Here is a 24,176-nt window from a genome sequence, read left to right as displayed (position 1 = left end):
CGCGTTTCCCTTTGCCCTCTCCGCTGCTGCGCGGGCCGTGCCGCCGGTAACGCCCGCCACCCAACCGACAAGCGTCTACACAGGAGCAAGCCATGAGCAAGTTCGATATCTCCAAGCTGTCCAGCCTCTCGCCGTTCGAACTGAAGGATGAACTGATCAAGCTGGCCAGCAGTGACGCCGAGCGTCTCATGCTGAACGCCGGCCGCGGCAACCCCAATTTCCTGGCGACGGTGCCGCGCCACGGCTTCTGGCAACTCGGCCTGTTCGCGATGCGCGAATCGGAGCGCTCGTTCTCGTACATGCCGGAGGGCGTGGGCGGCTTTCTGCGCCGCGAAGGCATCGAGGAGCGCTTCGATCTGTTTGCGCGCGAGTTCGCCGATACCCCGGGCGTGAAGTTCCTGGCCGGCGCGGTGTCGTACGTGCGCGACCAGCTGGGGCTGAGCGCGACCGATTTCCTCTACGAAATGTGCGAAGGCATCCTCGCCTGCAACTATCCGGTGCCGGACCGCATGCTCAAGCTGTCGGAGAAGATCGTCGGCCAGTACATCCGCAAGGAGATGATCGGCAACCACCCGTTCATCGGCGAGTTCGATTTGTTCGCGGTCGAAGGCGGCACCGCGGCCATGACCTACCTGTTCAACTCCATCCGCGAGAACCGCCTGCTCAAGCCCGGCGACACCATTGCGCTGGGCATGCCGATCTTCACGCCGTATATCGAGATCCCCGAGCTGAACGACTACCAGCTGGAGGAGCTGACGATCGACGCCGATCCCGACTCGCGCTGGCAGTATTCGAAAAAGGAGCTCGACAAGCTGCGCGACCCCAAGGTCAAGGCCTTCTTCCTGGTCAACCCGAGCAACCCGCCGTCGGTGCGCATGAGCGACGAGAGCCTCGAATATCTCGCCTCGATCGTCGAGGAGCGCCCCGACCTGATCATCCTGACCGACGATGTCTACGGCACCTTTGCCGACAACTTTGTCTCGCTGTTCGCGATGTGCCCGAAGAACACCATCCTGGTGTACTCGTTCTCGAAGTACTTCGGCGCTACCGGCTGGCGCCTGGGCGTGATCGCCACGCACCGCGACAATATCTTCGACCTGCAGATCGGCAAGCTGCCGGATGCGGATCGCCGGGAACTGAACCAGCGCTACAGCTCGATCACCACCGAGCCGGAGCAGCTCAGGTTCATCGACCGCCTGGTGGCCGACAGCCGCACCGTGGCACTGAACCATACCGCCGGCCTGTCCACGCCGCAGCAGGTGCAGATGGTGCTGTTCTCGCTGTTCTCGCTGATGGATACGCCGGACAACTACAAGAACGCGATGAAGCGGCTGATCCGCAGCCGCAAGGCTTCGCTGTATCGCGAGATCGGCATCGCGCCGGAAAGCGATGATCCGAACGCGGTCGACTACTACACCCTGCTGGATATCGAGCAGCTGGGCGGCAAGGCGATCGGGCCGGACTTCGTCAAGTGGATCATGAACTCGGTCGAGCCGAACGAGCTGCTGTTCCAGCTGGCCGACGAAGCGGGCGTGGTGCTGCTGCCGGGCCGCGGCTTCGGCACGCGCCACCCCTCAGGGCGGGTGTCATTGGCCAACCTGAACGAAGCCGACTACGCCAAGATCGGGCGCTCGATCCGCAAGCTGTTCGAGGCCTATGTCGAGAAGTACAACGCGGCGACGGGGAGCAAGGCCGACAAGAATGTCGTGAAGAAATAAGCCTTCGTTGACGTGTTCACGCCCGGCATTGCCGGGCTTTTTCTTTTCCGGTCAGCCGCACCCCGCCAGATTCACCGCGATTCCACAAACTCCAGCACCGTCGCCAGCATGCCGCGCAGCGCCGGCTGCAGCGCCGTCGCACGCGCCTCGTCGTAGGCGAACGGATATACCTCGCTCATGTAGGCGCACTGCGACAGCTCCAGCTGCACCGCGTGCACGCCATCGGCCGGCTTGCCGTATTGCCGCGTGATGTAGCCGCCCTTGAAGCGCCCGTTGAGCACCGCGGTGTGGCCCGGTACCGCACTGGCCTGCTCCAGCAGCCGGCCGGCGAGCGCGGCGTCGCAGCTGTCGCCGTTGGCGGTGCCGAGGTTGAAGTCGGGCAGCTTGCCGTCGAAAAAGCGCGGCAGCACCGAGCGGATCGAATGTGCGTCCCACAGCGCGACCGTGCCATGCTCGGCCTTCAGACGTGCCAGCTCGGCGGCCAGTGCCCGGTGGTACGGGTGCCAGATCGCGTCGCGGCGCGCGGCGATCTCGGCGTCGTCGGGACCATTGCCGTCGGCATAGAGCGGCGTCTTGTCGAAGGTATCGACCGGGCACAGGCCGGTGGTGTCCTGGCCGGGATACAGGTTGGCGTTATCGGGCGGGCGGTTCAGGTCGACCACATAGCGCGAGTGCGTGGCCGCCAGCACCGACGCGCCCAGTTCGCGGGCGAAGTCGTACAGGCGTTCCAGGTGCCAGTCGGTATCGGGCACGGTGCGGGCCTCGGCGGTAAGGCGCTGCGAGACCGATGCGGGCAGGTGCGTGCCGACATGCGGCATCGATACCAGCAACGGGCGCGTGCCCCGGTGCAGGGTGAAGGCGGGGGTATCGGTGGAAAAGGACATGGTGGTTGCGATGCAGTGGGCGTGCGCCCGGTTTCAGTCGGCCAGCAGGCTGGCGCGCGCCGCGATGAACAGGCGCCCGGCTTCCGCCTGCAGCGGATGCGCGCCATGCTGCACGCGGCTGCGGCCGGCGGTGCGGACTTCCGCTAGTGTCTCATGGCCGTGGCAGGCGAACACGTGCGTGGCCAGTGCCTGGGGCCCGTCAAGGCCCGCCAGGGTCGGATGCGCGCCGTCCAGCACGACGAAGTCGGCCTGCTGGCCTGCTGCCAGTCCGGCCACCGCGCGACCCGCGGCACGTGCGCCGCCGGCCACGGCTTCCAGGTAGAGGCGGTCCGCGACCTGCGCGTGGGTGTCGGATGCCAGCACGTTGCGCCGCTGCAGGCCAAGCCGCTGCCCGTATTCGAACAGCCGCAGTTCCTCCGCCACGCTGACGCTGGCATGGCTGTCCGAGCCGATGCCCCATGCACCCTGCTGCGCCAGGTAGGGCGCGGCCTCGAACACGCCGTCCCCCAGGTTGGCCTCGGTGGTCGGGCAGATGCCGGCCACCGCGCCGCTGTGCGCCAGGCGCCGGCGCTCGTCCCAGTCCATATGGGTGGCATGCACCAGGCACCAGCGCGCATCGACTTCGACATGGTCGAACAGCCACGTTACCGGCCGCGTGCCCGACCACGCGATGCAGTCGTCGACCTCTTTCTGCTGCTCGGCGATATGGATATGGACCGGCGCCTGCGCGTCGATGTCGCGCAGTCCCGCCAGCGCATGCAGCAGGCTTGCCTCTGGCACCGCGCGGAGCGAGTGCGGTGCCAGTCCGAGGCGCGCGCCGGATTGCTTGCACGCCGGAACCAGCCGTTCGAGCAGCTTCAGCATGGCATCGGTGTCGTGCAGGAAGCGCTGCTGCCCGGCCAGCGGCGGCTGGCCGCCAAAGCCCGCGCTCTGGTACAGCACCGGCAGCAGCGTCATGCCTATGCCGGTGCGCTGCGCCGCGCGCAGCAGCCGCAGCGACATCTCGGCGGCATCGACATAGGGCCTGCCGCCTTCGTCGTGATGCACGTAGTGGAACTCGCAAACGCTGGTATAGCCCGCGCGCAGCATCTCGACATAAAGCTGGGTCGCGACCGCCTCCAGTGTGTCGGGCGAGAGCCGCTGCGCGAAGCGGTACATCAGCGTGCGCCAGCTCCAGAACGAATCGGCGCCGGCCGGATCGTCGCCCTGCGGGCGGCTGCGGAATTCCGTCAGGCCGGCGAAGCCGCGCTGGAACGCATGCGAATGCAGGTTGGGCATGCCCGGCAACACCGGGCCGGCCGCCTGCGGCACGCCGGCGGCAGGCGCCGCGCCGGCCTGCACGGCGGTAAAGCGCCCGTGCTCGTCCCAGGCCAGCAGCACGTCGCGGGCCCAGCCTTCCGGCAGCAGCGCGAACGGCGCGAACAGTTGCGTGGCGCTCATGCCGTGCCTCCCGCGCCGGCATGGATGCGCCCCTGGCGCACCACCGTCGCGACCGGATTGCGGCCGAACCAGTACGCCAGCTCGGCGGGCGAATCGATGCGCCACAGCGCGAAATCGGCCACCCGTCCCACTGCCAGGCGCCCATGGCGATCGGCGGCGCCCAGCGCTCGCGCCGCGTGCGCGGTGACGCCGGCCAGCGCTTCGGGCACCGTCAGGCGGAACAGCGTGCAGGCCATATTCATCATCAGCAGCAGCGAGGTTACCGGCGAGGTGCCGGGATTGTGGTCGGTGGAGATCGCCATCGGCACGCCGTACTGGCGCAGCAGCGCGATCGGCGGCAGCTTGGTGTCGCGCAGGAAGTAGTAGGCGCCCGGCAGCAGCACCGCGACCGTGCCGGCCTCGGCCATCGCGGCCACGCCCGCCTCGTCCAGGTGCTCGAGATGGTCGGCCGAGAGCGCGCGGTGGCGTGCCGCCAGCGCGGTGCCGCCGAGGTTGCTGAGCTGCTCGGCATGGAGCTTGACGCGCAGCCCGTGGCGCGCGGCGGCGTCGAACACGCGCTCGGTCTGCGCGATCGAGAAACCGATCGACTCGCAGAAGGCATCGACGGCATCGACCAGGCCCTCTTCGGCCAGCGCCGGCAGCATGGTGTTGCAGACCAGCTCGATATAGTCGTCGGCCCGGCCCGCGTATTCCGGCGGCAGCGCATGCGCGCCGAGGAAGGTGGTGTAGACCGAGATGCCGAAATGCTCGCCCAGCCGGCGCGCCACGCGCAGCTGCTTGCGCTCGGCTTCCAGGTTCAGGCCATAGCCGGACTTGATCTCGATGGCGGCGACGCCCTCGGCCAGCAGCGGCTGCAAGCGCGCCGCGGCCTGCGCGAACAGCGTGTCTTCGTCGGCGGCGCGCGTGGCGCGCACCGTCGAGACGATGCCGCCCCCGGCGCGCGCGATCTCTTCATAGCCGGCACCGGCCAGGCGCATGGCGAATTCGTCGGCGCGCTGGCCGCCGTAGACCAGGTGCGTGTGGCAATCGACCAGCCCCGGCGTGATCCAGGCGCCGTTGGCATCATGCCGCGGCGCACCGCGCCAGGCTTCTGGCAGGTCCGCTGCCACGCCGAGCCAGGCGATGCGTCCGTGCTCGACCACCAGCGCGGCGTCGCGGATCGCCTGCGCGGGATCGGCGTCGGGCAGCAGGTGACAGTTGTGCCAGACACCGTCCGCGCTGGGCGCGGCGTATGCATGGGTCAGCGTCATTGAGCGGGCTCCATTTCCAGGGTGACGCACAGGCACAGCGCCGCGTCACCGGCGGGTTCAAACGCAAGGCTCGATGCGGACGCGGCTGCGCCAGCCAACAGGCCGTCGCCCGCCTGCAGCAGCGTGGCGGCGTCCTGCGCCTGCCAGGCACCGCTGACGGCCAGCAGGCACAGCGTGTGGCTGCCGGTGCGGACCGCAAACCCTGTGCGGAACGCTTCGACGCGCGCACGGCAGTGTCCGCGCCGTGTCATCACGTTGAAATCGCGCGTGGCGCCATCGAGCAGCGTCGCCTGCAGACCGGTATCGCCGGAAAATGCGAAGGGCTCGCCGACGCCGGCCAGGCGATGGCTGAAGCTGCCGTCGTCCGCGCGCAGGGTCACGCCGGCGCCGTCGAGCAGCACGATCTGGCGGTCGATGCCTGGGAACGCCGAGAACGGGCCATCGCGCTCGATATCGGCCACGCTCAGGCGCCAGACAAAGTCATCCATGCCGGCACCCGGCGGCCACACCGCGATCTCGCGCGTGTTGCCGCCACCGTTCTTCCAGCGCGTGGGCGCGATGTCGGCCAGCGCGAAGGATTGAATCAGCGCCGGGCTCATGCGCCCTTCACCATCGGCAGGTCCAGGCCCTTCTCGTGCGCGCAGGCGATGGCGAGGTCATAGCCCGCATCCGCATGGCGCATCACGCCGGTGGCCGGATCGTTCCACAGCACGCGCTCGATGCGCTTTGCCGCCGCGTCGGTGCCATCGCATACGATCACCACGCCGGAATGCTGCGAGAAGCCCATGCCGACGCCACCACCGTGATGCAGGCTGACCCAGGTGGCGCCGCCCGCGGTGTTCAGCAGTGCGTTCAGCAGCGGCCAGTCCGACACCGCGTCGGAGCCATCGCGCATGGCTTCGGTCTCGCGGTTGGGCGACGCCACCGAGCCGCAGTCCAGATGGTCGCGGCCGATTACCACCGGCGCTTTCAGTTCGCCCGACTTCACCATCTCGTTGAAGGCCAGCCCGGCGCGATGGCGCTCGTCCAGCCCCACCCAGCAGATCCGCGCCGGCAGGCCCTGGAAGGCGATGCGGTCGTGCGCCATGTCGAGCCAGCGATGCAGGGCCTTGTCCTCGGGGAACAGTTCCTTCATCTTGGCGTCGGTCTTGTAGATATCCTCGGGATCGCCCGACAGCGCGACCCAACGGAACGGCCCCTTGCCGCGGCAGAACAGCGGGCGGATATAGGCCGGCACGAAACCGGGGAAATCGAAGGCGTTCTGCACGCCTTCGTCGAACGCGACCTGGCGGATGTTGTTGCCGTAGTCGACCGTCGGCACTCCCATCTTCTGGAAGTCGAGCATGGCCTGCACGTGTCTGACGATCGACGGACGCGCGGCGGCCTCCACCGACTTGGGATCGTGCTGGCGCGCATGCTCCCACTGCGCGACGGTCCAGCCTTGCGGCAGGTAGCCGTTGACCAGGTCGTGCGCCGAGGTCTGGTCGGTGACGATATGCGGGCGCATGCCGCCGGCCTGCGCGCGTTTTGCCAGTTCCGGCACGATGTCGGCGGCGTTGCCGAGCAGGCCGACCGAGATCGCTTCCTTCTTTGCCGTGGCCTCGGCGATCATCGCCAGCGCCTCGTCGAGCGTGGTCGCCTTCTTGTCGAGATAGCGCGTGCGCAGGCGGAAGTCGATGCGCGACTCCTGGCACTCGATCGCCAGCACGCACGCACCCGCCAGCACGCCCGCCAGCGGCTGCGCGCCGCCCATGCCGCCGAGGCCCGCGGTCAGGATCCACTTGCCAGACAGGTCGCCGCCGTAGTGCTGGCGGCCGGCCTCGACAAAGGTCTCGTAGGTGCCCTGCACGATGCCCTGGGTGCCGATGTAGATCCACGAGCCCGCGGTCATCTGGCCGTACATCATCAGCCCGGCGCGATCGAGTTCATTGAACTTGTCCCACGTGGCCCAGTGCGGCACCAGGTTGGAGTTGGCGATCAGCACGCGCGGCGCATCGGCATGGGTGCGGAACACGCCGACCGGCTTGCCCGACTGCACCAGCAGCGACTCGTCTTCACCGAGCCGGCGCAAGCTGTCCAGGATCGCGTCGAAGCATTCCCAGTTGCGCGCGGCCTTGCCGATGCCGCCGTACACCACCAGGTCCTGCGGACGCTCGGCCACGTCAGGATCGAGGTTGTTCTGGATCATGCGGTAGGCGGCTTCGATCAGCCAGTTCTTGCAGTGCAGCTGGGTGCCGCGCGGCGCGCGGATCTCGCGCTGGCCGCGTTGCAGGGATTGGGATTCGGGAGCGTTCATCGTTTGTTCTCCTTTTGGGATGGCGCTGGTGGCGCGATCGGTTTCTGGTGTCGCTTGGTGCGTGATTGGGGCTGGATGCGCTGGCCCTCTCCCCCGCCCCTCTCCCGCACGCGGGAGAGGGGAGACACCAGACAGCACCTGAGAGGCCGCCGGTTTGCTCCCCTCTCCCGCGCGCGGGAGAGGGGCCGGGGGAGAGGGCAGGCGCGTCAACTTGCGTTGGTCGGCAAAATTGCCCTCACCGCAGCCGGCCACCCCGCCCCCGCATCGCCCTGCACCACCCACTGCTTCATCGCTTCGATATCCGGCGCCAGGTAGCGGTCGCCTTCGACAAAATCCACCCGCGCGCGGATGCGAGCCAGTTCCTGCTCCACCATCGGCGACGACTTCAGCGGCCGGTGGAATTCGATCCCCTGCGCCGCGGCCATGGCCTCGATGCCGACCACCACCGCGGTGTTGGCCGCCATCTCGCCCAGCCGGCGCGCGCCGTAGGTGGCCATCGACACATGGTCTTCCTGGTTGGCCGAGGTCGGCAGGCTGTCGACGCTGGACGGATGCGCCAGCGACTTGTTCTCCGAGGCCAGCGCGGCCGCCGTTACCTGCGCGATCATGAAGCCCGAGTTCAACCCGCCGTCGCGCACCAGGAACGGCGGCAGGCCGGACAGGCCGGTATCGAGCAGCAGCGCCAGCCGGCGCTCGGAGATTGCGCCGATCTCGGCGATCGCCAGCGCAATGATGTCGGCGGCAAAGGCCACCGGCTCGGCGTGGAAGTTGCCGCCGGAGACCACATCGCCCTGCTCGGAGAACACCAGCGGGTTGTCCGACGCGGCATTGGCTTCGATCTGCAGGATGCGCGCGGCGTGCTGCAGGTTGTCCAGGCACGCGCCCATCACCTGCGGCTGGCAGCGGATCGAATACGGGTCCTGCACCCGGCCGCAGGCCTTGTGCGAATCGACGATCTCGCTGCCATCCAGCATCGCGCGCACCGCGCCGGCCACGGCGATCTGGCCGGCCTGGCCGCGTGCCGCATGGATGCGGGCATCGAACGGCTTGACCGAGCCCTTGATCGCCTCCAGCGACAGCGCGCCTGCGACCAGGCCCGCGGCAAAGGCATCTTCGGCGGCGAACAGGCCGGCCAGCGCCAGCGCGGTCGACACCTGCGTGCCATTGAGCAGCGCCAGGCCCTCCTTCGGACCCAGTTCGAAAGCCTGCAGGCCGGCATGCGCCAGGCCTTCGGCGGCCGGCACGCGCTTGCCGCCGACCAGCACCTCGCCCACGCCGATCAGCGTGCACGACATATGCGCCAGCGGCGCCAGGTCGCCCGAGGCGCCAACCGAACCCTTGGCCGGGATGCAAGGCGTCACGCCGTGGTTGACCAGCGCCAGCAAGGCCTCGATCAGCTCCGGACGCACGCCCGAATGGCCGCGCGCGAGACTCACCGCCTTGGTCGCCAGGATCAGCCGCACGGTGTCTTCGGCCAGGTCCGGGCCGGTGCCGACGCTGTGCGACAGCACCAGGTTGCGCTGCAGCTGGGCCAGCTTGTCGTTGGGGATGCGCGTCTGCGCCAGCTTGCCGAAGCCGGTGTTGATGCCGTAGACCACGGCGTCGGCGTCGATGATGTCCTGCACCGTGGCCTGCGCGGCGCGCACGCCGGCCCAGGCTGAATCGGCCATGGCCAGGCGCACTTCGCCACGGTAGATACGGCGCAGGTCGGCCAGGGTGACTTGGCCCGGCTGCAGGGTCAGCAGCGGACGGGAGGCTTGGTCATGTGGGCTGGCAGTCATTTGTATGTTCCTGTCTATACAGCTTAGGTAAAAATTTTAGGTAACGGGCTGATTCTTGTGGAATCAGCCGAACGCAGGGTTGCCGTCGGCGCGGAAGCGGCTGCCGAGGCGATAGCGGTTGCCCGGATGCAGGCAGCGCACGAAAGTCACCGGCACGCCGTTGGTCCAGGTGCGGCGCGTCAGCATCAGGCAGGCCTGCGTCGGCGGCATCTCCAGCTGCGCGGCCTGCTCTGGCGTCGCGGCAATGGCATCGACCACATGCTCGACCTGGTCGTAAGGCACGTGGCGCAGCAGGTATTCGCCGGGCTGGGTCGCGCTGAAATCCTGCGTGATGAAGTCGGGCGCCACGCGCGGATTGACGTAGCGGTCCTCAAGCTGCACCGGCACGCCGTCCTCGCGGTGCACGCAGACGGAATGGAACACCGACTCGCCGGTGCGCAGCTCCAGCGCCGCGGCCACCTCGATCGACGCCGAGACCCGCTCCACCAGGATCACGTCGCAGGCGTAGTCATGCCCGCGCATGCGGATCTCGTCCTGCAGGTTGACCACCGACAGCAGCGTCGACTGCGGCTTGTGCTCGGCGACGAAGGTGCCCACACCGGCCACGCGCACCACCCGGCCCTGCTCCTGCAGCTCGCGCAGCGCCCGGTTGACGGTCATGCGCGAGACCCCGAAGCGGTTCACCAGTTCCTGCTCCGACGGCACCCGGTCGCCAGGCTGCCACGCGCCGCTCTGGATCTGGCGGGCGATGTACTCCTTCACCTGCTGGTAGAGCGCGGTGGGAGAGGCAGAAGCGGAAGTCGGGGTGCCGGCGGCGTGGTTCATAGGGTCTTAGTGCTCGGCCGCGGCCATGGCCTCGGCGCGGATTTCCTCGGTCAGCCGCGCCTTGAGCGCGGAGAACTCCGGCGTGGTCTTGATCGTGTAATGGCGCGGATGCGGGAAATCGACCGCGATCTCGCTTTTGATCCGACCCGGCCTGGCGGAAAACACCGCCACCCGGTTGGCCATGAAGATGGCCTCGTCGATATCGTGGGTCACGAATAATACCGTCTTGCGCGACGCCTCCCAGATGCCCAGCAGCAGCTCCTGCATCAGCACGCGGGTCTGGTTGTCGAGCGCGCCGAAGGGCTCGTCGAGCAGCAGTATCTTGGGATCGTTGGCCAGCGCGCGCGCAATCGCGGTGCGCTGCTGCATGCCACCCGACAGCTGCTTGGGGAAATGGTGCTCGAAGCCGCGCAGCCCCACGCGCTGGATAAAGAAGTCGCTGCGTTCCTTCTGCTCGGCCGCGCTCATGCCGCGCTCGCGCAGGCCGAAGCGCACGTTCTGCTCGATCGTCAGCCACGGGAACAGCGTGTACGACTGGAACACCATGCCGCGGTCCGCGCCGGGCGCGAACACCGGCTGGCCGTCGAGCAGCACGCGCCCGCTGGTCGGCGTATCCAGCCCCGCGACGATGCGCAGCAGCGTGGATTTGCCGCAGCCCGACGGGCCCAGGATGGTGACGAAGTCGTTGTCGCGGACCTCGAAATCGACCGGCTGCAGCGCCAGCGTCTGGCCGCCGCGCGGGTTGGAGAAGGTCCGCGAGACCTGCTGGATGGACAGTGCGCTCATTGGATCGAACTCCACGGGAACAGGCGCTGGTTGGCGCGCTTGAAGACAAGGTCCGAGACCAGGCCGATGCAGCCGATCACGATGATGCCGAAGATGATCTGCCCGGTATTGAGCAGCGCCTGGCTGTCGGTGATCATGTGGCCGATGCCCGACGACGAGCCGATCAGCTCGGCCACGATCACGTAGGTCCAGGCCCAGCCCAGCACCAGCCGCAGGATTTCGGCGATTTCCGGCGCCGCGCCCGGGATCAGCACGCGCCGCACGATGCCGGCGCTGTTGGCGCCCAGCGTGTACGCGGCCTCGACCAGGTCCTTGCGCGCGCCGCCGACCGCCACCGCCACCATCAGCACGATCTGGAAGAACGAGCCGATGAAGATCACCAGCAGCTTCTGGGTCTCGCCGATGCCGGCCCACAGGATCAGCAGCGGGATGAAGGCCGACGCCGGCAGGTAGCGGCAGAACGAGACAAAGGGCTCGAAGAAGGCCTCGGCCGCCTTGTACGCGCCCATGAAGATGCCCAGCGGCACCGCGATCACCGCCGCCAGCACGAAGCCGCCGACCACCCGCCACACGGTCATGCCGATGTCGCCGATGAAGTTGTACTCGGTGAACAGAGTCATGCCCTCCCTGGCCATCGTCATCGGGTCGGCCAGGAACGTGCGCGGCACGAAGCCGCCCAGCGTCACCACGGCCCACACGCCGAAGAACAGCACGAAGAAGGACAGGCCCAGCATCCAGCGGGTGTTGGGCGCCACCGGCACCAGCGGTGCCAGCCACGGATGGCGCCGGCGCTGCGGCGCTTCCCCGGCGGGGGCCGCCACGGCTGCGGCCGGGGCGGGTGAACCTATACGGGCTTGCGTCATGACGTCACGCCTCCTGAAAACTGCCGGGTTACTTGAGGAAACGCGCGTCGTACAGCTTGGTCACGTCCGGCACCTGGCGGATCACGCCGATGTCGAGCAGCACCGCGGCGGCTTCCTTGCTGAAGCTGGCGAGCTCGCCCTCGAAGAATTTCTTGTTGGCCTCGCGGTCCTGCCAGCGCAGGTAGGCCGACGACTTGGCGAACTGCTCGCCGGTCTGCTTGACCGCCGCGCCCATGATCTCGTTGGCCTTGCCCGGCTCCTTGCGGATCATCTCGAGCGCCTCGAAGTAGCTGTCGACCAGCGCCTGCGCGGCCTTGGGATTGTCCTTGAGCCACTTGGGCGCGCAGCCGAGCGTGTCGGTCACCATCGGATAGTCGAGCGTGGTGGCCAGGATCTTGCCCTTGTCCGGGTTCTGGCGCACCGTCGACAGGTACGGCTCATAGGTCATGGCGCCGTCGTTCTGCCCGGCGACGAAGGCCTGCGCCGCGGCCTGCGGCGACAGCGTGGTGGTCTTGACGTCCTTGAGCGACATGCCGTTCTTCTTCAGCATCCAGGCCAGCCCGAAGTAAGGCGCGGTGCCCGGCGCATCGACGCCGATGGTCTTGCCCTTGAGGTCGGCAAAGCTCTTCACGTCGGCGCGCACGGCCAGGCCGTCGGCGCCGTAGGACTTGTCGAGCTGCACGATCTGGGTGATCGGCACACCATTGGCGTTCCACGCCACATGGGTTTCCACGGTGGTGGCAGCGCACTGGATCGCACCGGAGGCCAGCGCCAGGTGGCGGTCCTTCTGCGGGATCATCTTGATCTCGACGTCGACGCCGTTCTTCTTGAAGATGCCCGCCTTGTCGGCCAGCGTCAGCGGCGCGAAGCCGGTCCAGCCGCTCATGCCCAGCGTCACCGGCGTGTTCTGCGCCTGCGCCGCGCCGGCCGCCAGGGCCGCGGCCAGCATTGCGACCTGTCCTGCCACCCGACCGCGAAACCTGCTTGGATTCCTCATCTGTACGCTCCTTTGGTGTGTCCGTCGACGGCAGGCCATGCGTGTGGCCGTGCTCGTTTTCGGGCATTAAACAATGCCTGTATATACAAGTCAACGTAGGGCTTCCACCAAGCAACCAGGCGGATAATCGCCTTAAAAAGCGCATTCTGTCGCGGAACCGGCCTTCGTGCGATGCACCGTAATGGACCTGGCGTGCGCGCCGGCACCAGTCAGGCGCGTGAAAAGTGTTGCTGTATAGACAGGAACCAGAAGACGCCGAGGGAGAGCAAGCCCCGTGCCATCGGCACGGGGACCACGCTGGAGCAATCAGCCGAAGAAGTCGGCGACGGTGGGATAGCGCAGCCGCAGGCGCAGTTCGCGCTTGAGCCGGCGGTTGTCGAGGCGGCGCGACTCGCTCATGAAGCTCAGCAGGGTCTTGTCGATCACCTGGAGCGCCTCGCCGCGCGTGATGCGCGGCGGGCGCGGCAGCCCGCGGCGCTCGGCGACGAGGTCGAAGTAGTCCGCCATGCGCAGCTCGGTATCGTCGCTGGCGTGGACCACGCGCTGCGGGCGGCCGCGGAACAGCGCCGCCACCATGATGCGGGCGAGGTCGTCGGCATGGATGTGGCTGGTGTAGACGTCGTCCTGCGGCACCAGTGCCGGCGTGCCGCGCTTGAGCCGCGCCAGCGGCAGGCGATCCTCGGCGTAGATGCCGGGGATGCGCACCACGCTGGCGCGCCAGCCGGCGTCGCGGCCGAATGCGCGCACCGCCTGCTCGGCGGCGACGCGGCGGCGCGCGCGCGCGGTCTGCGGCCGCACCGCATGGAATTCGGCCACGCGGGCGCCCTGGCGATCGCCGTAGACGCCGGTGGTGCTGGCGTAGACAAACGCAGCGCGGGGCCGGGTACGGTCGGGTAGAATGGCGGGCTCGCCGGGCAGCATGCCGGCAGCCGTGCTGGCACGGCGTCCCGCAGTCCGGCGCCATGCAGTCCGTCGCAATGCGGCGAGCAGTGCACGCGTGCGCGGATCGCCTTCGCCCTGCCCGGGCGGCGGCGCCAGGTCCAGCACCCGCGTGGCCAGGCCGCGCAGCCGTGCCAGCGTGGCCGGCCGGTCGAGGTCCGCCACCAGCGGCACCGCACCGGCGGCGCGCAGTTCGGCGCGGCGTGCCGGCTGCGAGGTCACGGTGAAGATACGCATGCGCGACGACAGGATTCGCAGGCAGCGCGTCCCCACATCCCCGCAGCCGACGATCAGCAGGCGCGGGCGGCCCAGCCGGCGCGATCGCGCCGGCAGTTGCGGCGGTTGTGAAAGGCGCGAGGCCTGCAGCTTCGACAGAATTTGGCTCATAGACCGATTATGGCTTATCAAGTAACCGTCATGCCCAGCGGCCACAAGTTTGAAGTGGCCGCGGACGAAACCATCCTCGGCGCGGCCCTGCGCCACAGCATCGGACTGCCCTATGGCTGCAAGAACGGCGCCTGCGGTTCGTGCAAGGGCCGTGTGCTCGAAGGCAGCATCGTGCAGGGCGACCATGCCCCGTCAGCGCTGACCGCGCAGGAAAAGACCGAGGGCCGCGCGCTGTTCTGCTGCGCCAATGCCAGTTCGGACATCACCATCGAATGCCGCGAGGTCCACGGCGCCGGCGACATCCCGATCAAGAAGGTGCCGTGCCGCGTCACTTCGCTGGAGCGCCTGGCCGACGACGTGATCGCGATCAAGCTGCAACTGCCGGCGACCGAGCGCATGCAGTACCTGGCCGGCCAGTACGTCGAATTCCTGCTGCGCGACGGCAAGCGCCGCAGCTATTCGATCGCCACGCCGCCGCACGAGGACGGCCCGATCGAACTGCATATCCGCCATATGCCGGGCGGCGCCTTCACCGACTACGTGTTCGGCGCGAAGGAAGGCCAGCCGGCGATGAAGGAGCGCGACATCCTGCGCTTCGAAGGCCCGCTGGGCAGCTTCTTCCTGCGCGAGGAATCGGAAGCGCCGATCATCCTGCTGGCGTCCGGCACCGGCTTCGCGCCGATCAAGGCCATCGTCGAGCATGCCGCCTACACCGGCATCCAGCGCCCGATGACGCTGTACTGGGGCGGCCGCCGGCCCAAGGACCTGTACATGCATGCGCTGTGCGAGCAGTGGGCGCGCGACCTGCCCAACTTCCAGTACGTGCCGGTGGTCTCCGACGCGCTGCCGGAAGACAACTGGCAGGGCCGCACCGGCTTTGTCCACCAGGCCGTGATCGCCGACTTCCCCGACCTGTCGGGCCACGAGGTCTACGCCTGCGGCGCGCCGGTGATGATCAACGCCGCGCGCGGCGACTTCACGCGCCAGTGCAAGCTGCACGAAGACGCGTTCTTCGCCGACTCGTTCACCTCCGAGGCCGACCTGCACGCGGCCCCGCCGGCGGCCTGAGCGCCGTCCGCGCGCCGTTCCGCCAGCGCAACAATGCCCGGGCCCGCCAAAATTCGTTTTGACACCCGGGCCCGTGCGCCTTATATTTGCCCGCATGCACATGACCTTCAACCGACGCCGCAGCTTCCGTACGTCGCTCCCCGCTGGGGTGCCGCGCGGCTGACCGTCGACTGCGTCTGTTCATGTCAACGAGCCACGGGCAACCCCCGTGGCTTTTTGTTTTGGTTGCGTCTTGCGCGCCCGTCCGTCCATCGTTACACGCCGACCCCTGGAGTCCGCCATGGCATTTGCTGAGTATCCCGTCCAATCCCTGATGTACATCACCAACCGCCCCGAACTCGTGTTCACCGAAGGCAAGGGCTCCTGGCTGACGGACCACAACGGCAAGCGCTACCTGGACTTCGTGCAGGGCTGGGCGGTGAACTGCCTGGGCCATTCCAACCAGGGCATGATCGACGCGCTGGTGGCCCAGTCGCACAAGCTGATCAACCCCAGCCCGGCGTTCTACAACGAGCCGATGCTGAAGCTGGCCAAGCAGCTGACCGACCACAGCTGCTTCGACAAGGTCTTCTTCGCCAACAGCGGCGCCGAGGCCAACGAAGGCGCGATCAAGCTGGCGCGCAAATGGGGCCGCAAGCACAAGGACGGCGCCTTCGAGATCATCACCATGGACCACAGCTTCCATGGCCGCACGCTCGCCACCATGAGCGCGTCGGGCAAGGCCGGCTGGGACACCATCTTCGCGCCGCAGGTGCCGGGCTTCCCGCGCGCCGAACTCAACGACCTGGCCTCGGTCGAGCAGCTGATCACCGACAAGACCGTCGGCATCATGCTCGAGCCGGTGCAGGGCGAAGGCGGCGTGATCCCCGCCACGCGCGAGTTCATGCAAGGCCTGCGCGCGCTTGCCGACAAGCACAAGCTGCTGCTGATCGTCGATGAAGTGCAGGCCGGCTGCGGCCGCTGCGGCACGCTGTTCGCCTACGAGCTGGCTGGCGTCGAGCCGGACATCATGACGCTGGGCAAGGGCATCGGCGGCGGCGTGCCGCTGTCGGCGCTGCTGTGCAAGGCCGAGGTCGCCAGCTTCGAGGCCGGCGACCAGGGCGGCACCTACAACGGCAACCCGCTGATGACCGCGGTCGGAAGCGCTGTGATCGAGCAGCTGACCGCGCCGGGCTTCCTGGACGAGGTCAAGGCCAAGGGCGACTACCTGAAGGAGCAGCTGCTGGCGCTGTCGGCCGAATTCGGCCTCGGCGGCGAACGCGGCGAAGGCCTGCTGCGCGCGCTGCTGCTGGGCAAGGACATCGGCCCGCAACTGGTGGAAGAAGCACGCGACATGGGCCCGCAAGGCCTGCTGCTGAACGCTCCGCGCCCCAACCTGCTGCGCTTCATGCCGGCGCTGAACGTCACGCGCGAAGAGATCGACCAGATGATCGGCATGCTGCGCACGCTGCTGAAGAAGCTGGCCTGAGCAAAAAAGGCCTCGCACGAGGCGAGGCCTGAGGGCTACTGACAAACTCTGCCTGCTGCAGGTTTGCTTCCCTCTCCCGCTTGCGGGAGAGGGGTCGGGGGAGAGGGCAGGAGCGTCAAAAGGCTGAGGCCTGCGGGTTAAAACCCTTGGCCTCGCTTGATGTGGCTCCTTGCTAAACCACCCCTCTCCCCAGCCCTCTCCCCCTGAGGGGAGAGGGAGAAGAAGGCCCAGACAAGCTCGAACGGCTTCGGTGCACCCAAAACCGCCCGCCTTTGCTAAGGCCTTTGCTAACGCCTTTACTCGCCCAGGTAGGCGGCCCGCACCTTGGGGTCGTCCAGCATCTGGCTGGCCTCGCCGCTCATGGTGATCAGGCCGGACTCCATCACATAGCCGCGGTGCGCGGCCTGCAGCGCCAGGCGCGCGTTCTGCTCGACCAGCAGCACGGTCACGCCCTGCGCCGAGATATCGCGCACGACCTCGAAGATCTTCTCCACCATGATCGGCGACAGGCCCATCGACGGCTCGTCCAGCAGCAGCACCTTGGGCTGGCTCATCAGCGCGCGCGCCATCGCCAGCATCTGCTGCTCGCCGCCGGACATGGTGCCCGCCAGCTGGTTGGCGCGCTCCTTCAGCCGCGGGAAGATGCCGAACATGCGCTCGACGTCGGCCTTGATGCCGGACTCGTCGTTGCGCGTGTAGGCGCCCATCTGCAGGTTTTCGGTGATGGTCATGCGCGCGAACACGCCGCGGCCTTCCGGCACCATCGCCAGCCCTTGCTTGAGCAGCGCGTAGCTGGGCACGCCCTTGATCGACTTGCCCATGTATTCCACGTCGCCGCCGGCCCAGCCCTGCAGGCCGGTGATGGCCTTCATGGTGGTGGTCTTGCCGGCGCCGTTGGCGCCGATCAGCGTGACCAGCTCGCCGTCGCGGATTTCCAGGTCGATGCCCTTGACGGCCTGGATGCCGCCGTAGGCAACCTTCAGGCCGGAGATCTTCAGTACTGTCTGTTTCATTGCAGGCTGATTCATTACGTCCGCTCCCGCCATCAGTGCGCCGAGGTGCCGAGGTAGGCCTCGATCACCGCGGGGTTGTTCTGCACCTCGTGCGGCAGGCCCTGGGCAATCACCTTGCCGTAGTCCAGCACCGTCAGGCGGTTGCACAGGCCCATCACCAGCTTCACGTCGTGCTCGATCAGCAGGATGGTCTTGCCATCGTTCTTGATCTTGTCGAGCAGGCCGCGCAGCTCGACCTTCTCGGTCGCGTTCATGCCGGCGGCGGGCTCGTCCAGCGCCAGCAGCTTGGGCTCGGTCGCCAGCGCGCGCGCGATCTCGAGCCGGCGCTGGTGGCCGTACGACAGGTTGCGCGCGGTGAAGTTGGCGTACTTGCCGATGCCGACGTAGTCGAGCAGGTCATGCGCCATGTCTTCGATGCCCTCTTCCTCGCGCCGCACCGAGGGCGGGCGGAAGATCGCGCCGAACACGCCGGCCTTGGAGCGCACGTGGCGCCCGACCATCACGTTCTCGAGCGCGGTCATGTCGCCGAACAGGCGGATGTTCTGGAACGTGCGCGCAATGCCGGCCTTGGCCACCTCGTGCACGGCGGTCGGCTGGTAGGGCTTGCCGCCCAGCACGAACTCCCCCGAATCCGGCGTGTACAGGCCGGTGATCACGTTGAAGAAGGTGGTCTTGCCGGCGCCGTTGGGGCCGATCAGCCCGTAGATCTCGCCCGGCTTGATCTGCAGCCCGACATCGGACAGCGCCTGCAGGCCGCCGAAACGCTTGTTGACCCCCTGTACCGACAGGAGGAAATCGTTGTTGCTCATGTCTTCCTCCGGTTTAGAGACGGCCGATACTGCCCGCGCGGCGCACCACCGGGCGGTCTTCCTTGCGCGGCGACGGCCAGATGCCGGCCGGGCGGTACAGCATCACGCCGACCAGGGCCAGGCCGAACAGCAGCTGGCGCAGCACCTCGGCATCGACGATCACCTGGCCGAACAGGCCGGTCTGGATCGGCTCGGCGACCACGCGCAGCAGTTCCTGGAAGCCCACCAGCAGCACGCCGCCCAGGATCACGCCCGGGATATGGCCCATGCCGCCCAGCACCACGATCGCCAGCACGTAGATCGATTCCCACAGCGTGAACGATTCCGGCGAGACGAAGCCCTGGAACGCGCCGAACACCGCGCCCGAGGCGCCGCCGAACGACGCGCCCATGGCGAACGCCAGCAGCTTGATATTGCGGGTGTTGATGCCCATCGCCTTGGCGGCGATCTCGTCTTCGCGGATGGCAACCCAGGCGCGGCCGATGCGCGAGGTCTGCAGGCGCAGGCACACGAACACGATCACGATGACCAGGAACACCAGCAGGTAGTAGTACATGAACACCGGCGAGAACTTGAGCCCGAAGATCTCGTGCGACTTCGAGAAATCGAAGCCGAAGATATGCACCGGGTCGACCGCGGTAATCCCCTTGGGCCCGTTGGTGATGTTCACCGGGCGGTCCAGGTTGTTCATGAAGATGCGGATGATCTCGCCGAAGCCGAGCGTGACGATGGCGAGGTAGTCGCCGCGCAGCTTGAGCGTCGGCGCCCCCAGCAGCACGCCGAAGGTGGCGGCCACCAGGATCGCCAGCGGCAGCACGAACCACATCGACAGGTGGATGCCGGTCGGGAACAGCTGCTGGATCCACTCGAACTGGTTCGCCAGGTGCGGCGAGCCCAGCAGCGCCATCATGTAGGCGCCCACCGCATAGAACGCGATATAGCCCAGGTCGAGCAGGCCGGCAAAGCCGACCACGATGTTCAGGCCCAGCGCCAGCATGATGTACAGCAGCGCAAAGTCCAGCACGCGGACCCAGTAGTTGCCGCCCAGCGTCTGGACGATGAACGGGGCGCACAGCGCCACCACCAGGAAGCCAATCAGTGCGGCCAGGGTCTTGGCCGGCACCTTGGTCGGTGCCGCGACGGCGGCCGTGGATGGAATCGGGGTATTCATGGATTCGCTCTCCTCAGGCGCGATCCGCCACGCGTTCGCCCATGATGCCGGACGGACGGAAGACGAGCACGGTGATCAGTACGATGAAGGCGAAGACATCCTGGTAGTTCGAGCCGAACACGCCATTGGTCAGGTCGCCGATATAGCCGGCGCCGAGCGCCTCGATCAGGCCCAGCAGCATGCCGCCGACCATGGCGCCCGCGAGGTTGCCGATGCCGCCCAGCACCGCGGCGGTAAACGCCTTCAGGCCGGGAATGAAGCCCATGTAGAAGTGGGCGTTGCCATAGTTGGTGGCCATCATCACGCCGGCCAGCGCGGCCAGCGTCGCGCCGATCATGAAGGTGGCGGAAATGACGAAATTGGGGTTCACGCCCATCAGGCCGGCGACCTTCTGGTTCTCGGCGGTGGCGCGCATGGCGCGGCCGAGCTTGGTGCGGTTGACCAGGGCCAGCAGGCCCGACATCACCATCACGGCCATGCCGATGATGACCATCTCCTTGCCGGTGATGGTGGCGCCGGTGGCGCCGATGTCGATGGGTTCCGAGGGCAGCAGCTGCGGGAAGGTCAGCGGGTTGCGCGACCAGATCAGCATGCCCATCGTCTGCAGGATGATGGAAACCCCGATCGCGGTGATCAGCGGGGCCAGCCGTGGCGCATTGCGCAAGGGCCGGTAGGCGACCCGCTCGATCGAATACGACAGGATCGCGCAGACCGGCATGGCGATCAGCGTGGCGATCACCAGCGTCAGCCATTCCGGCAGGCCGGGAGCGAACTTCTGCAATCCGAGGATGGCTGACAGGGCGGTCAGCGCGCCGATCATCAGCACATCGCCGTGGGCGAAGTTGATGATGCCGAGAATGCCGTAGACCATGGTGTAGCCCAGTGCGATCAGCGCATAAATGCTGCCGAGCACCAGACCGTTCACGATCTGCTGGATAAAGATATCCATGAAAACTCCTGCTTCAGTCCCTGACCTTACGGCATGGTGTGGATGCCGGGGGGACCATGGTGTGTGATGGGTAACGTTGCGGTGGTTGGTTTGCTGGTGAGCGGCCTGCCCTGCTCCATCCATGGTAAGGATGCTTCTACATTAGGCGAGGCTAAAAAGAACGGCACCGCAAAATACTCACGGTGCCGTTCGGATGGGCCGGTAAGCCCAGATTACATCTTCACGACGTCGAGGACGGACTTCTTCTTGTCCTTGTACTCGTACAGCGTGATGGTGCCTTCCTTCATGTCGCCCTTCTCGTCGAAGGCGATATTGCCGATCACGCCCTTGTAGTTGGTCTTGGGCATTTCGGCCAGGATGGCAGCCGGTTCGGTCGAGTTGGCGCGCTTCATGGCATCGACGATGACCATCACCGCGTCATACGTGAACGGCGCGTAGATCTGCACCGGCGCGTTGAAGCGGGCCTGGTAGCGCTTGTCGAAGTCGGCGCCTTGCTCCATGCGCGACAGGGCCAGGCCTGCCTCGGAGCAGATGATGTTGGTCACGGCGTCGCCGGCCAGCTCGGCCACCTTGTCGGTGCAGACGCCGTCGCCGCCGACGATCTTGGCGCCGATGCCCAGTTCCTTGGCCTGCTTGGCGAACGGGCCGCCGGTGGCGTCCATGCCGCCGTACATGATCACGTCCGGCTTCTTGCCCTTGATCTTGGTCAGGATGGCCTTGAAGTCGGTGGCCTTGTCGTTGGTGGCTTCACGCGCAACCACGTTCACGCCGGCGGCCTTGGCGGTCTTCTCGAACTCGTCGGCCAGGCCCTTTCCGTAGGCGGTGGCATCGTCGACGATCGCCACGCTCTTGGCGTTCAGGGTCTTGGCGGCGTAGTTGGCCAGCGCCGGGCCCTGCTGGGCATCGGTGGCCACCACGCGGTAGGTGGTCTTGAAGCCCTGCTTGGTGTAGTCCGGGTTGGTCGACGACGGCGAGATCTGCACGATGCCGGCATCGCTGTAGATCTTCGACGCCGGGATCGACACGCCCGAGTTCAGGTGGCCGACCACGGCCACGACCTTGGCGTCGACCAGCTTCTGCGCCACGGCGGTGCCGGTCTTCGGGTCAGCGGCATCGTCTTCGCCGACCAGTTCCAGCTTGACCTTCTTGCCACCGACTTCCAGGCCGGACTTGTTGACTTCTTCCACGGCCAGGCGGGCGCCGTTTTCGTTGTCCTTGCCAAGGTGCGCGATGCCGCCGGTCAGCGGGGCCGCGTGGCCGATCTTGACGACGGTCTCGCCGCCACCGGCCGCGGGCGCTGCGGGAGCCGCGGCTGCCGGCGCCGAAGAGGCCGGATCCGCCGGCTTTTCTTCCTTCTTGCCGCAAGCTGCGACCAGCGCCACTGCGGCCGCGATCGGCAGAATCTTGGCAAACGTGATTTGCATGAGTGATCTCCTAGGATTCACAAAAACAGGGATTTGCAACGCCTCCCGGACGTTTCCCTGGACCGCCGTTGTTTAGTTTCAATTTGAAACGCGCGCATTGTATCCCCTTTCTTAGTCGATGCAATACGCGACGCAACATCCTTGACCATTTACCGCGCATTTGAGCTAGGGAATTTCCCCAATGCACAGATTGCGGCAATTCCCGCTCACATGACGCGGCCGCCCCTCCTTCTTACAAGAACCGTGCCTGCGGCGCCCCAGGCGGCAAGGAAGCAGCGCCGGCACCACCTATAATGCACCATTATTAATTAGGCGTTTCATTTATATAGCGTGGTGCTTCGCTCTAATGTGCAGAATGTAGCGCCGCACCATAATAGGGAAAACCCCAGCTTCGGGGATTACCCTGATTAGCGCCAGGCACGAATGGCGGGCGCCCCTGGCACCAGCAGCGGGCATTATTCCCGGGCCGGCCCTGGCCACAAAAAAAAGGGCGCCGCAACCGCGGCGCCCCTTTATCAGGCCAGGCATTCAGGCGGGCATGCCCGCGCCATATTCAGGCGGCTGCGCTGGTGGGCAGCAGCCCGCGCGGCAGCGGGAACGCCATGTTTTCCTCGATGCCGTCGAGCGGACGCACCTGGCGCGCACCCAGTTCGCGCAGGCGCTCGACGATGGACTGGGCCAGCGCCTCCGGCGCCGATGCCCCGGCGGTCAGGCCGATGCGGCGCTTGCCGGCGACCCACTCGGGCCGCACCTGCTCGGGCGCGTCCACCATATAGGCCGGCACGCCCAGGCGCTCAGCCAGCTCGCGCAGGCGGTTGGAGTTGGAACTGTTGGGACTGCCGACCACGATCACCACCTCCACCTGCGGCGCCATGAACTTCACCGCGTCCTGGCGGTTCTGCGTGGCATAGCAGATGTCCTGCTTCTTGGGCTCGCGGATCTCGGGGAAGCGGGCCTTGAGCGCGGCCACGATCTCGCGGGTCTCGTCCACCGACAGCGTGGTCTGGGTGACGTAGGCCAGCCGCGACGGATCGGCGACCTGCAGCGCCGCGACATCGGCGACCGACTCGACCAGCACCATGCCGCCGTTGGCCTGGCCCATCGTGCCTTCGACCTCGGGGTGGCCGCGATGGCCGATCATCACGATCTCGCAGCCCTGAGCGCGCAGCTTGCTGACTTCGACATGCACCTTGGTCACCAGCGGGCAGGTCGCATCGAAGACGTGCAGGCCGCGCCGGGCAGCGTCTTCGCGGACTTCGCGCGACACGCCGTGGGCGCTGAAGATGACGGTGGCGCCGGCGGGCACCTCGTCGAGTTCGCCCACGAACACCGCGCCCTTGCGGCGCAGGTCGGCCACCACATACGCGTTGTGGACGATTTCATGGCGAACGTAGATGGGCGCGCCGAAGCGCTCGAGCGCGCGCTCGACGATCTCGATGGCGCGGTCCACGCCGGCGCAGAAGCCGCGCGGCTGGGCCATCAGGATTTCTGCGTCGGGGGCGGGGGTCAGGTCGGGCATGCTGCGGTATCCGGACAGGTTCGACGTGGCAACGTTCAGAGAATGCCGATCAGCTGCACGTCGAACAGGATGGTCTGCCCAGCCAGCGGATGGTTGAAGTCGAACAACGCGGCGGTCTCGCCGATCTCCTTGAGCACGCCGGCGTACTTGCCGCCGCCGGGCGCGTTGAACTCGACCAGGTCACCCGGGCTGTAGTCCTCTTCGAACGAACTGTTCTCGCGCAGCGTGGCCAGCGACACCCATTGCAGCAGTTCGGCGTTGCGCGGGCCGAAGGCCTGCTCCGGCGCCAGGCGATAGGTCATGCGCTCGCCTTCGGGCATGCCCAGCAGCGCCTGCTCGAGCGTCGGCGCGAACTGGCCCTGGCCCAGCAGCAGCGTCGCGGGCTTTTCCTCGAACGTGCTGACGACCTCGGTGCCGTTCTCGAGCGCGATGCTGTAGTGCAGGGTCAGGAAGGAGTCGGCCTGGACAGTCTTGCGGCCAGCCGTGCCGCCGTCGGCTTCCGACGCGAAAGTTTGCAAATTCATGGGTGATCAACCAGGGAACAACCCGTATTGTATTCGACTGGCCCCTACCCCGCCGCCCCCAGGGT

The 24,176-nt window shown here is 67.2% G+C and carries 21 protein-coding genes; 3 read left to right on the top strand and 18 right to left on the bottom strand.

Annotated elements, in window-relative coordinates; translation table 11 throughout:
- Window positions 1–92 precede the first annotated feature (92 nt).
- Complete coding sequence (locus C7416_RS12735) at window positions 93–1,718, top strand: bifunctional aspartate transaminase/aspartate 4-decarboxylase (protein ID WP_111519265.1); 1,626 nt, start codon at window positions 93–95, stop codon at window positions 1,716–1,718.
- 71 nt (window positions 1,719–1,789) lie between these two features.
- Here the strand turns inward: C7416_RS12735 and hutG are convergent, their stop codons facing one another.
- From hutG to C7416_RS12675, 11 genes are all read right to left on the bottom strand, one after another.
- Window positions 1,790–2,602 (bottom strand): N-formylglutamate deformylase, encoded by an 813-nt coding sequence (gene hutG, locus C7416_RS12730; RefSeq protein WP_111519264.1) that lies wholly within the window; start codon window positions 2,600–2,602, stop codon window positions 1,790–1,792.
- A 33-nt stretch (window positions 2,603–2,635) separates the two neighbouring features.
- Window positions 2,636–4,042: a formimidoylglutamate deiminase gene (locus C7416_RS12725; protein ID WP_111519263.1), complete on the bottom strand. Its 1,407-nt coding sequence runs from the start codon at window positions 4,040–4,042 to the stop codon at window positions 2,636–2,638.
- Window positions 4,039–5,292, bottom strand: coding sequence for an imidazolonepropionase (gene hutI / locus C7416_RS12720; protein WP_111519262.1), 1,254 nt, complete (start codon window positions 5,290–5,292; stop codon window positions 4,039–4,041). Before hutI ends, C7416_RS12725 begins: the two co-directional genes overlap by 4 nt.
- The gene (locus C7416_RS12715; RefSeq protein ID WP_111519261.1) at window positions 5,289–5,891 is read right to left on the bottom strand and encodes a HutD/Ves family protein; all 603 of its coding nucleotides are present in this window, start codon (window positions 5,889–5,891) and stop codon (window positions 5,289–5,291) included. Before C7416_RS12715 ends, hutI begins: the two co-directional genes overlap by 4 nt.
- A complete protein-coding gene (hutU, locus tag C7416_RS12710; protein ID WP_111519260.1) occupies window positions 5,888–7,588 on the bottom strand; it encodes a urocanate hydratase in 1,701 nt (566 codons plus the stop codon). The genes C7416_RS12715 and hutU overlap by 4 nt, the downstream gene beginning before the upstream one ends.
- A 206-nt stretch (window positions 7,589–7,794) precedes the next feature.
- The gene (hutH, locus tag C7416_RS12700; RefSeq protein ID WP_111519259.1) at window positions 7,795–9,369 is read right to left on the bottom strand and encodes a histidine ammonia-lyase; all 1,575 of its coding nucleotides are present in this window, start codon (window positions 9,367–9,369) and stop codon (window positions 7,795–7,797) included.
- Between the two features lie 63 nt (window positions 9,370–9,432).
- Window positions 9,433–10,194: a histidine utilization repressor gene (gene hutC, locus C7416_RS12695; protein WP_018008004.1), complete on the bottom strand. Its 762-nt coding sequence runs from the start codon at window positions 10,192–10,194 to the stop codon at window positions 9,433–9,435.
- A 6-nt stretch (window positions 10,195–10,200) separates the two neighbouring features.
- Window positions 10,201–10,980 (bottom strand): ABC transporter ATP-binding protein, encoded by a 780-nt coding sequence (locus C7416_RS12690; RefSeq protein ID WP_012353726.1) that lies wholly within the window; start codon window positions 10,978–10,980, stop codon window positions 10,201–10,203.
- On the bottom strand, window positions 10,977–11,843 hold the full coding sequence (locus tag C7416_RS12685) for an ABC transporter permease (protein ID WP_012353727.1): 867 nt from the start codon (window positions 11,841–11,843) through the stop codon (window positions 10,977–10,979). Before C7416_RS12685 ends, C7416_RS12690 begins: the two co-directional genes overlap by 4 nt.
- Before the next feature lie 28 nt (window positions 11,844–11,871).
- Window positions 11,872–12,840: an ABC transporter substrate-binding protein gene (locus C7416_RS12680; protein WP_111519258.1), complete on the bottom strand. Its 969-nt coding sequence runs from the start codon at window positions 12,838–12,840 to the stop codon at window positions 11,872–11,874.
- A gap of 306 nt (window positions 12,841–13,146) precedes the next feature.
- Entirely contained in the window at window positions 13,147–14,166 is a 1,020-nt protein-coding gene (locus tag C7416_RS12675; RefSeq protein WP_111519257.1) for an NAD-dependent epimerase/dehydratase family protein, read from the bottom strand.
- A 9-nt stretch (window positions 14,167–14,175) separates the two neighbouring features.
- Here C7416_RS12675 and C7416_RS12670 point away from each other — a divergent pair, with 9 nt between their 5' ends.
- Window positions 14,176–15,234, top strand: coding sequence for a CDP-6-deoxy-delta-3,4-glucoseen reductase (locus C7416_RS12670; protein WP_111519256.1), 1,059 nt, complete (start codon window positions 14,176–14,178; stop codon window positions 15,232–15,234).
- A 280-nt stretch (window positions 15,235–15,514) separates the two neighbouring features.
- Complete coding sequence (locus C7416_RS12665) at window positions 15,515–16,702, top strand: acetylornithine transaminase (RefSeq protein WP_062801612.1); 1,188 nt, start codon at window positions 15,515–15,517, stop codon at window positions 16,700–16,702.
- Between the two features lie 296 nt (window positions 16,703–16,998).
- On the opposite strand, the gene C7416_RS12660 is transcribed toward C7416_RS12665, so the two are convergent.
- The 7 genes from C7416_RS12660 to C7416_RS12630 form a co-directional block, all read right to left on the bottom strand.
- Window positions 16,999–17,715, bottom strand: coding sequence for an ABC transporter ATP-binding protein (locus C7416_RS12660; protein WP_018007998.1), 717 nt, complete (start codon window positions 17,713–17,715; stop codon window positions 16,999–17,001).
- A gap of 32 nt (window positions 17,716–17,747) precedes the next feature.
- Complete coding sequence (locus C7416_RS12655; protein ID WP_062801615.1) at window positions 17,748–18,524, bottom strand: ABC transporter ATP-binding protein; 777 nt, start codon at window positions 18,522–18,524, stop codon at window positions 17,748–17,750.
- A gap of 13 nt (window positions 18,525–18,537) precedes the next feature.
- Window positions 18,538–19,695, bottom strand: a complete 1,158-nt coding sequence (locus tag C7416_RS12650; RefSeq protein WP_062801616.1) for an ABC transporter permease subunit — start codon at window positions 19,693–19,695, stop codon at window positions 18,538–18,540.
- Between the two features lie 13 nt (window positions 19,696–19,708).
- Window positions 19,709–20,644, bottom strand: coding sequence for a branched-chain amino acid ABC transporter permease (locus C7416_RS12645; RefSeq protein ID WP_062801617.1), 936 nt, complete (start codon window positions 20,642–20,644; stop codon window positions 19,709–19,711).
- Between the two features lie 212 nt (window positions 20,645–20,856).
- Complete coding sequence (locus C7416_RS12640) at window positions 20,857–22,068, bottom strand: branched-chain amino acid ABC transporter substrate-binding protein (protein WP_111519255.1); 1,212 nt, start codon at window positions 22,066–22,068, stop codon at window positions 20,857–20,859.
- A gap of 553 nt (window positions 22,069–22,621) precedes the next feature.
- Window positions 22,622–23,587: a 4-hydroxy-3-methylbut-2-enyl diphosphate reductase gene (gene ispH, locus C7416_RS12635; RefSeq protein WP_111519254.1), complete on the bottom strand. Its 966-nt coding sequence runs from the start codon at window positions 23,585–23,587 to the stop codon at window positions 22,622–22,624.
- Window positions 23,588–23,622: 35 nt separating this feature from the next.
- Window positions 23,623–24,111 (bottom strand): FKBP-type peptidyl-prolyl cis-trans isomerase, encoded by a 489-nt coding sequence (locus C7416_RS12630; RefSeq protein ID WP_012353738.1) that lies wholly within the window; start codon window positions 24,109–24,111, stop codon window positions 23,623–23,625.
- Window positions 24,112–24,176: the final 65 nt, after the last annotated feature.

Source organism: Cupriavidus phytorum, assembly GCF_003254285.1.
Taxonomy (GTDB): Bacteria; Pseudomonadota; Gammaproteobacteria; order Burkholderiales; family Burkholderiaceae; genus Cupriavidus; species Cupriavidus phytorum.
This window is presented reverse-complemented; position numbering and strand designations above follow the sequence as displayed.

Excerpts from the sequence above, each read along its gene's own strand:
- C7416_RS12735 (WP_111519265.1), top strand. The coding sequence starts at position 93 with ATGAGCAAGTTCGATATCTCCAAGCTGTCCAGCCTCTCGCCGTTCGAA.
- hutG (WP_111519264.1), bottom strand. The coding sequence starts at position 2,602 with ATGTCCTTTTCCACCGATACCCCCGCCTTCACCCTGCACCGGGGCACG.
- C7416_RS12725 (WP_111519263.1), bottom strand. The coding sequence starts at position 4,042 with ATGAGCGCCACGCAACTGTTCGCGCCGTTCGCGCTGCTGCCGGAAGGC.
- hutI (WP_111519262.1), bottom strand. The coding sequence starts at position 5,292 with ATGACGCTGACCCATGCATACGCCGCGCCCAGCGCGGACGGTGTCTGG.
- C7416_RS12715 (WP_111519261.1), bottom strand. The coding sequence starts at position 5,891 with ATGAGCCCGGCGCTGATTCAATCCTTCGCGCTGGCCGACATCGCGCCC.
- hutU (WP_111519260.1), bottom strand. The coding sequence starts at position 7,588 with ATGAACGCTCCCGAATCCCAATCCCTGCAACGCGGCCAGCGCGAGATC.
- hutH (WP_111519259.1), bottom strand. The coding sequence starts at position 9,369 with ATGACTGCCAGCCCACATGACCAAGCCTCCCGTCCGCTGCTGACCCTG.
- hutC (WP_018008004.1), bottom strand. The coding sequence starts at position 10,194 with ATGAACCACGCCGCCGGCACCCCGACTTCCGCTTCTGCCTCTCCCACC.
- C7416_RS12690 (WP_012353726.1), bottom strand. The coding sequence starts at position 10,980 with ATGAGCGCACTGTCCATCCAGCAGGTCTCGCGGACCTTCTCCAACCCG.
- C7416_RS12685 (WP_012353727.1), bottom strand. The coding sequence starts at position 11,843 with ATGACGCAAGCCCGTATAGGTTCACCCGCCCCGGCCGCAGCCGTGGCG.
- C7416_RS12680 (WP_111519258.1), bottom strand. The coding sequence starts at position 12,840 with ATGAGGAATCCAAGCAGGTTTCGCGGTCGGGTGGCAGGACAGGTCGCA.
- C7416_RS12675 (WP_111519257.1), bottom strand. The coding sequence starts at position 14,166 with ATGAGCCAAATTCTGTCGAAGCTGCAGGCCTCGCGCCTTTCACAACCG.
- C7416_RS12670 (WP_111519256.1), top strand. The coding sequence starts at position 14,176 with ATGGCTTATCAAGTAACCGTCATGCCCAGCGGCCACAAGTTTGAAGTG.
- C7416_RS12665 (WP_062801612.1), top strand. The coding sequence starts at position 15,515 with ATGGCATTTGCTGAGTATCCCGTCCAATCCCTGATGTACATCACCAAC.
- C7416_RS12660 (WP_018007998.1), bottom strand. The coding sequence starts at position 17,715 with ATGAAACAGACAGTACTGAAGATCTCCGGCCTGAAGGTTGCCTACGGC.
- C7416_RS12655 (WP_062801615.1), bottom strand. The coding sequence starts at position 18,524 with ATGAGCAACAACGATTTCCTCCTGTCGGTACAGGGGGTCAACAAGCGT.
- C7416_RS12650 (WP_062801616.1), bottom strand. The coding sequence starts at position 19,695 with ATGAATACCCCGATTCCATCCACGGCCGCCGTCGCGGCACCGACCAAG.
- C7416_RS12645 (WP_062801617.1), bottom strand. The coding sequence starts at position 20,644 with ATGGATATCTTTATCCAGCAGATCGTGAACGGTCTGGTGCTCGGCAGC.
- C7416_RS12640 (WP_111519255.1), bottom strand. The coding sequence starts at position 22,068 with ATGCAAATCACGTTTGCCAAGATTCTGCCGATCGCGGCCGCAGTGGCG.
- ispH (WP_111519254.1), bottom strand. The coding sequence starts at position 23,587 with ATGCCCGACCTGACCCCCGCCCCCGACGCAGAAATCCTGATGGCCCAG.
- C7416_RS12630 (WP_012353738.1), bottom strand. The coding sequence starts at position 24,111 with ATGAATTTGCAAACTTTCGCGTCGGAAGCCGACGGCGGCACGGCTGGC.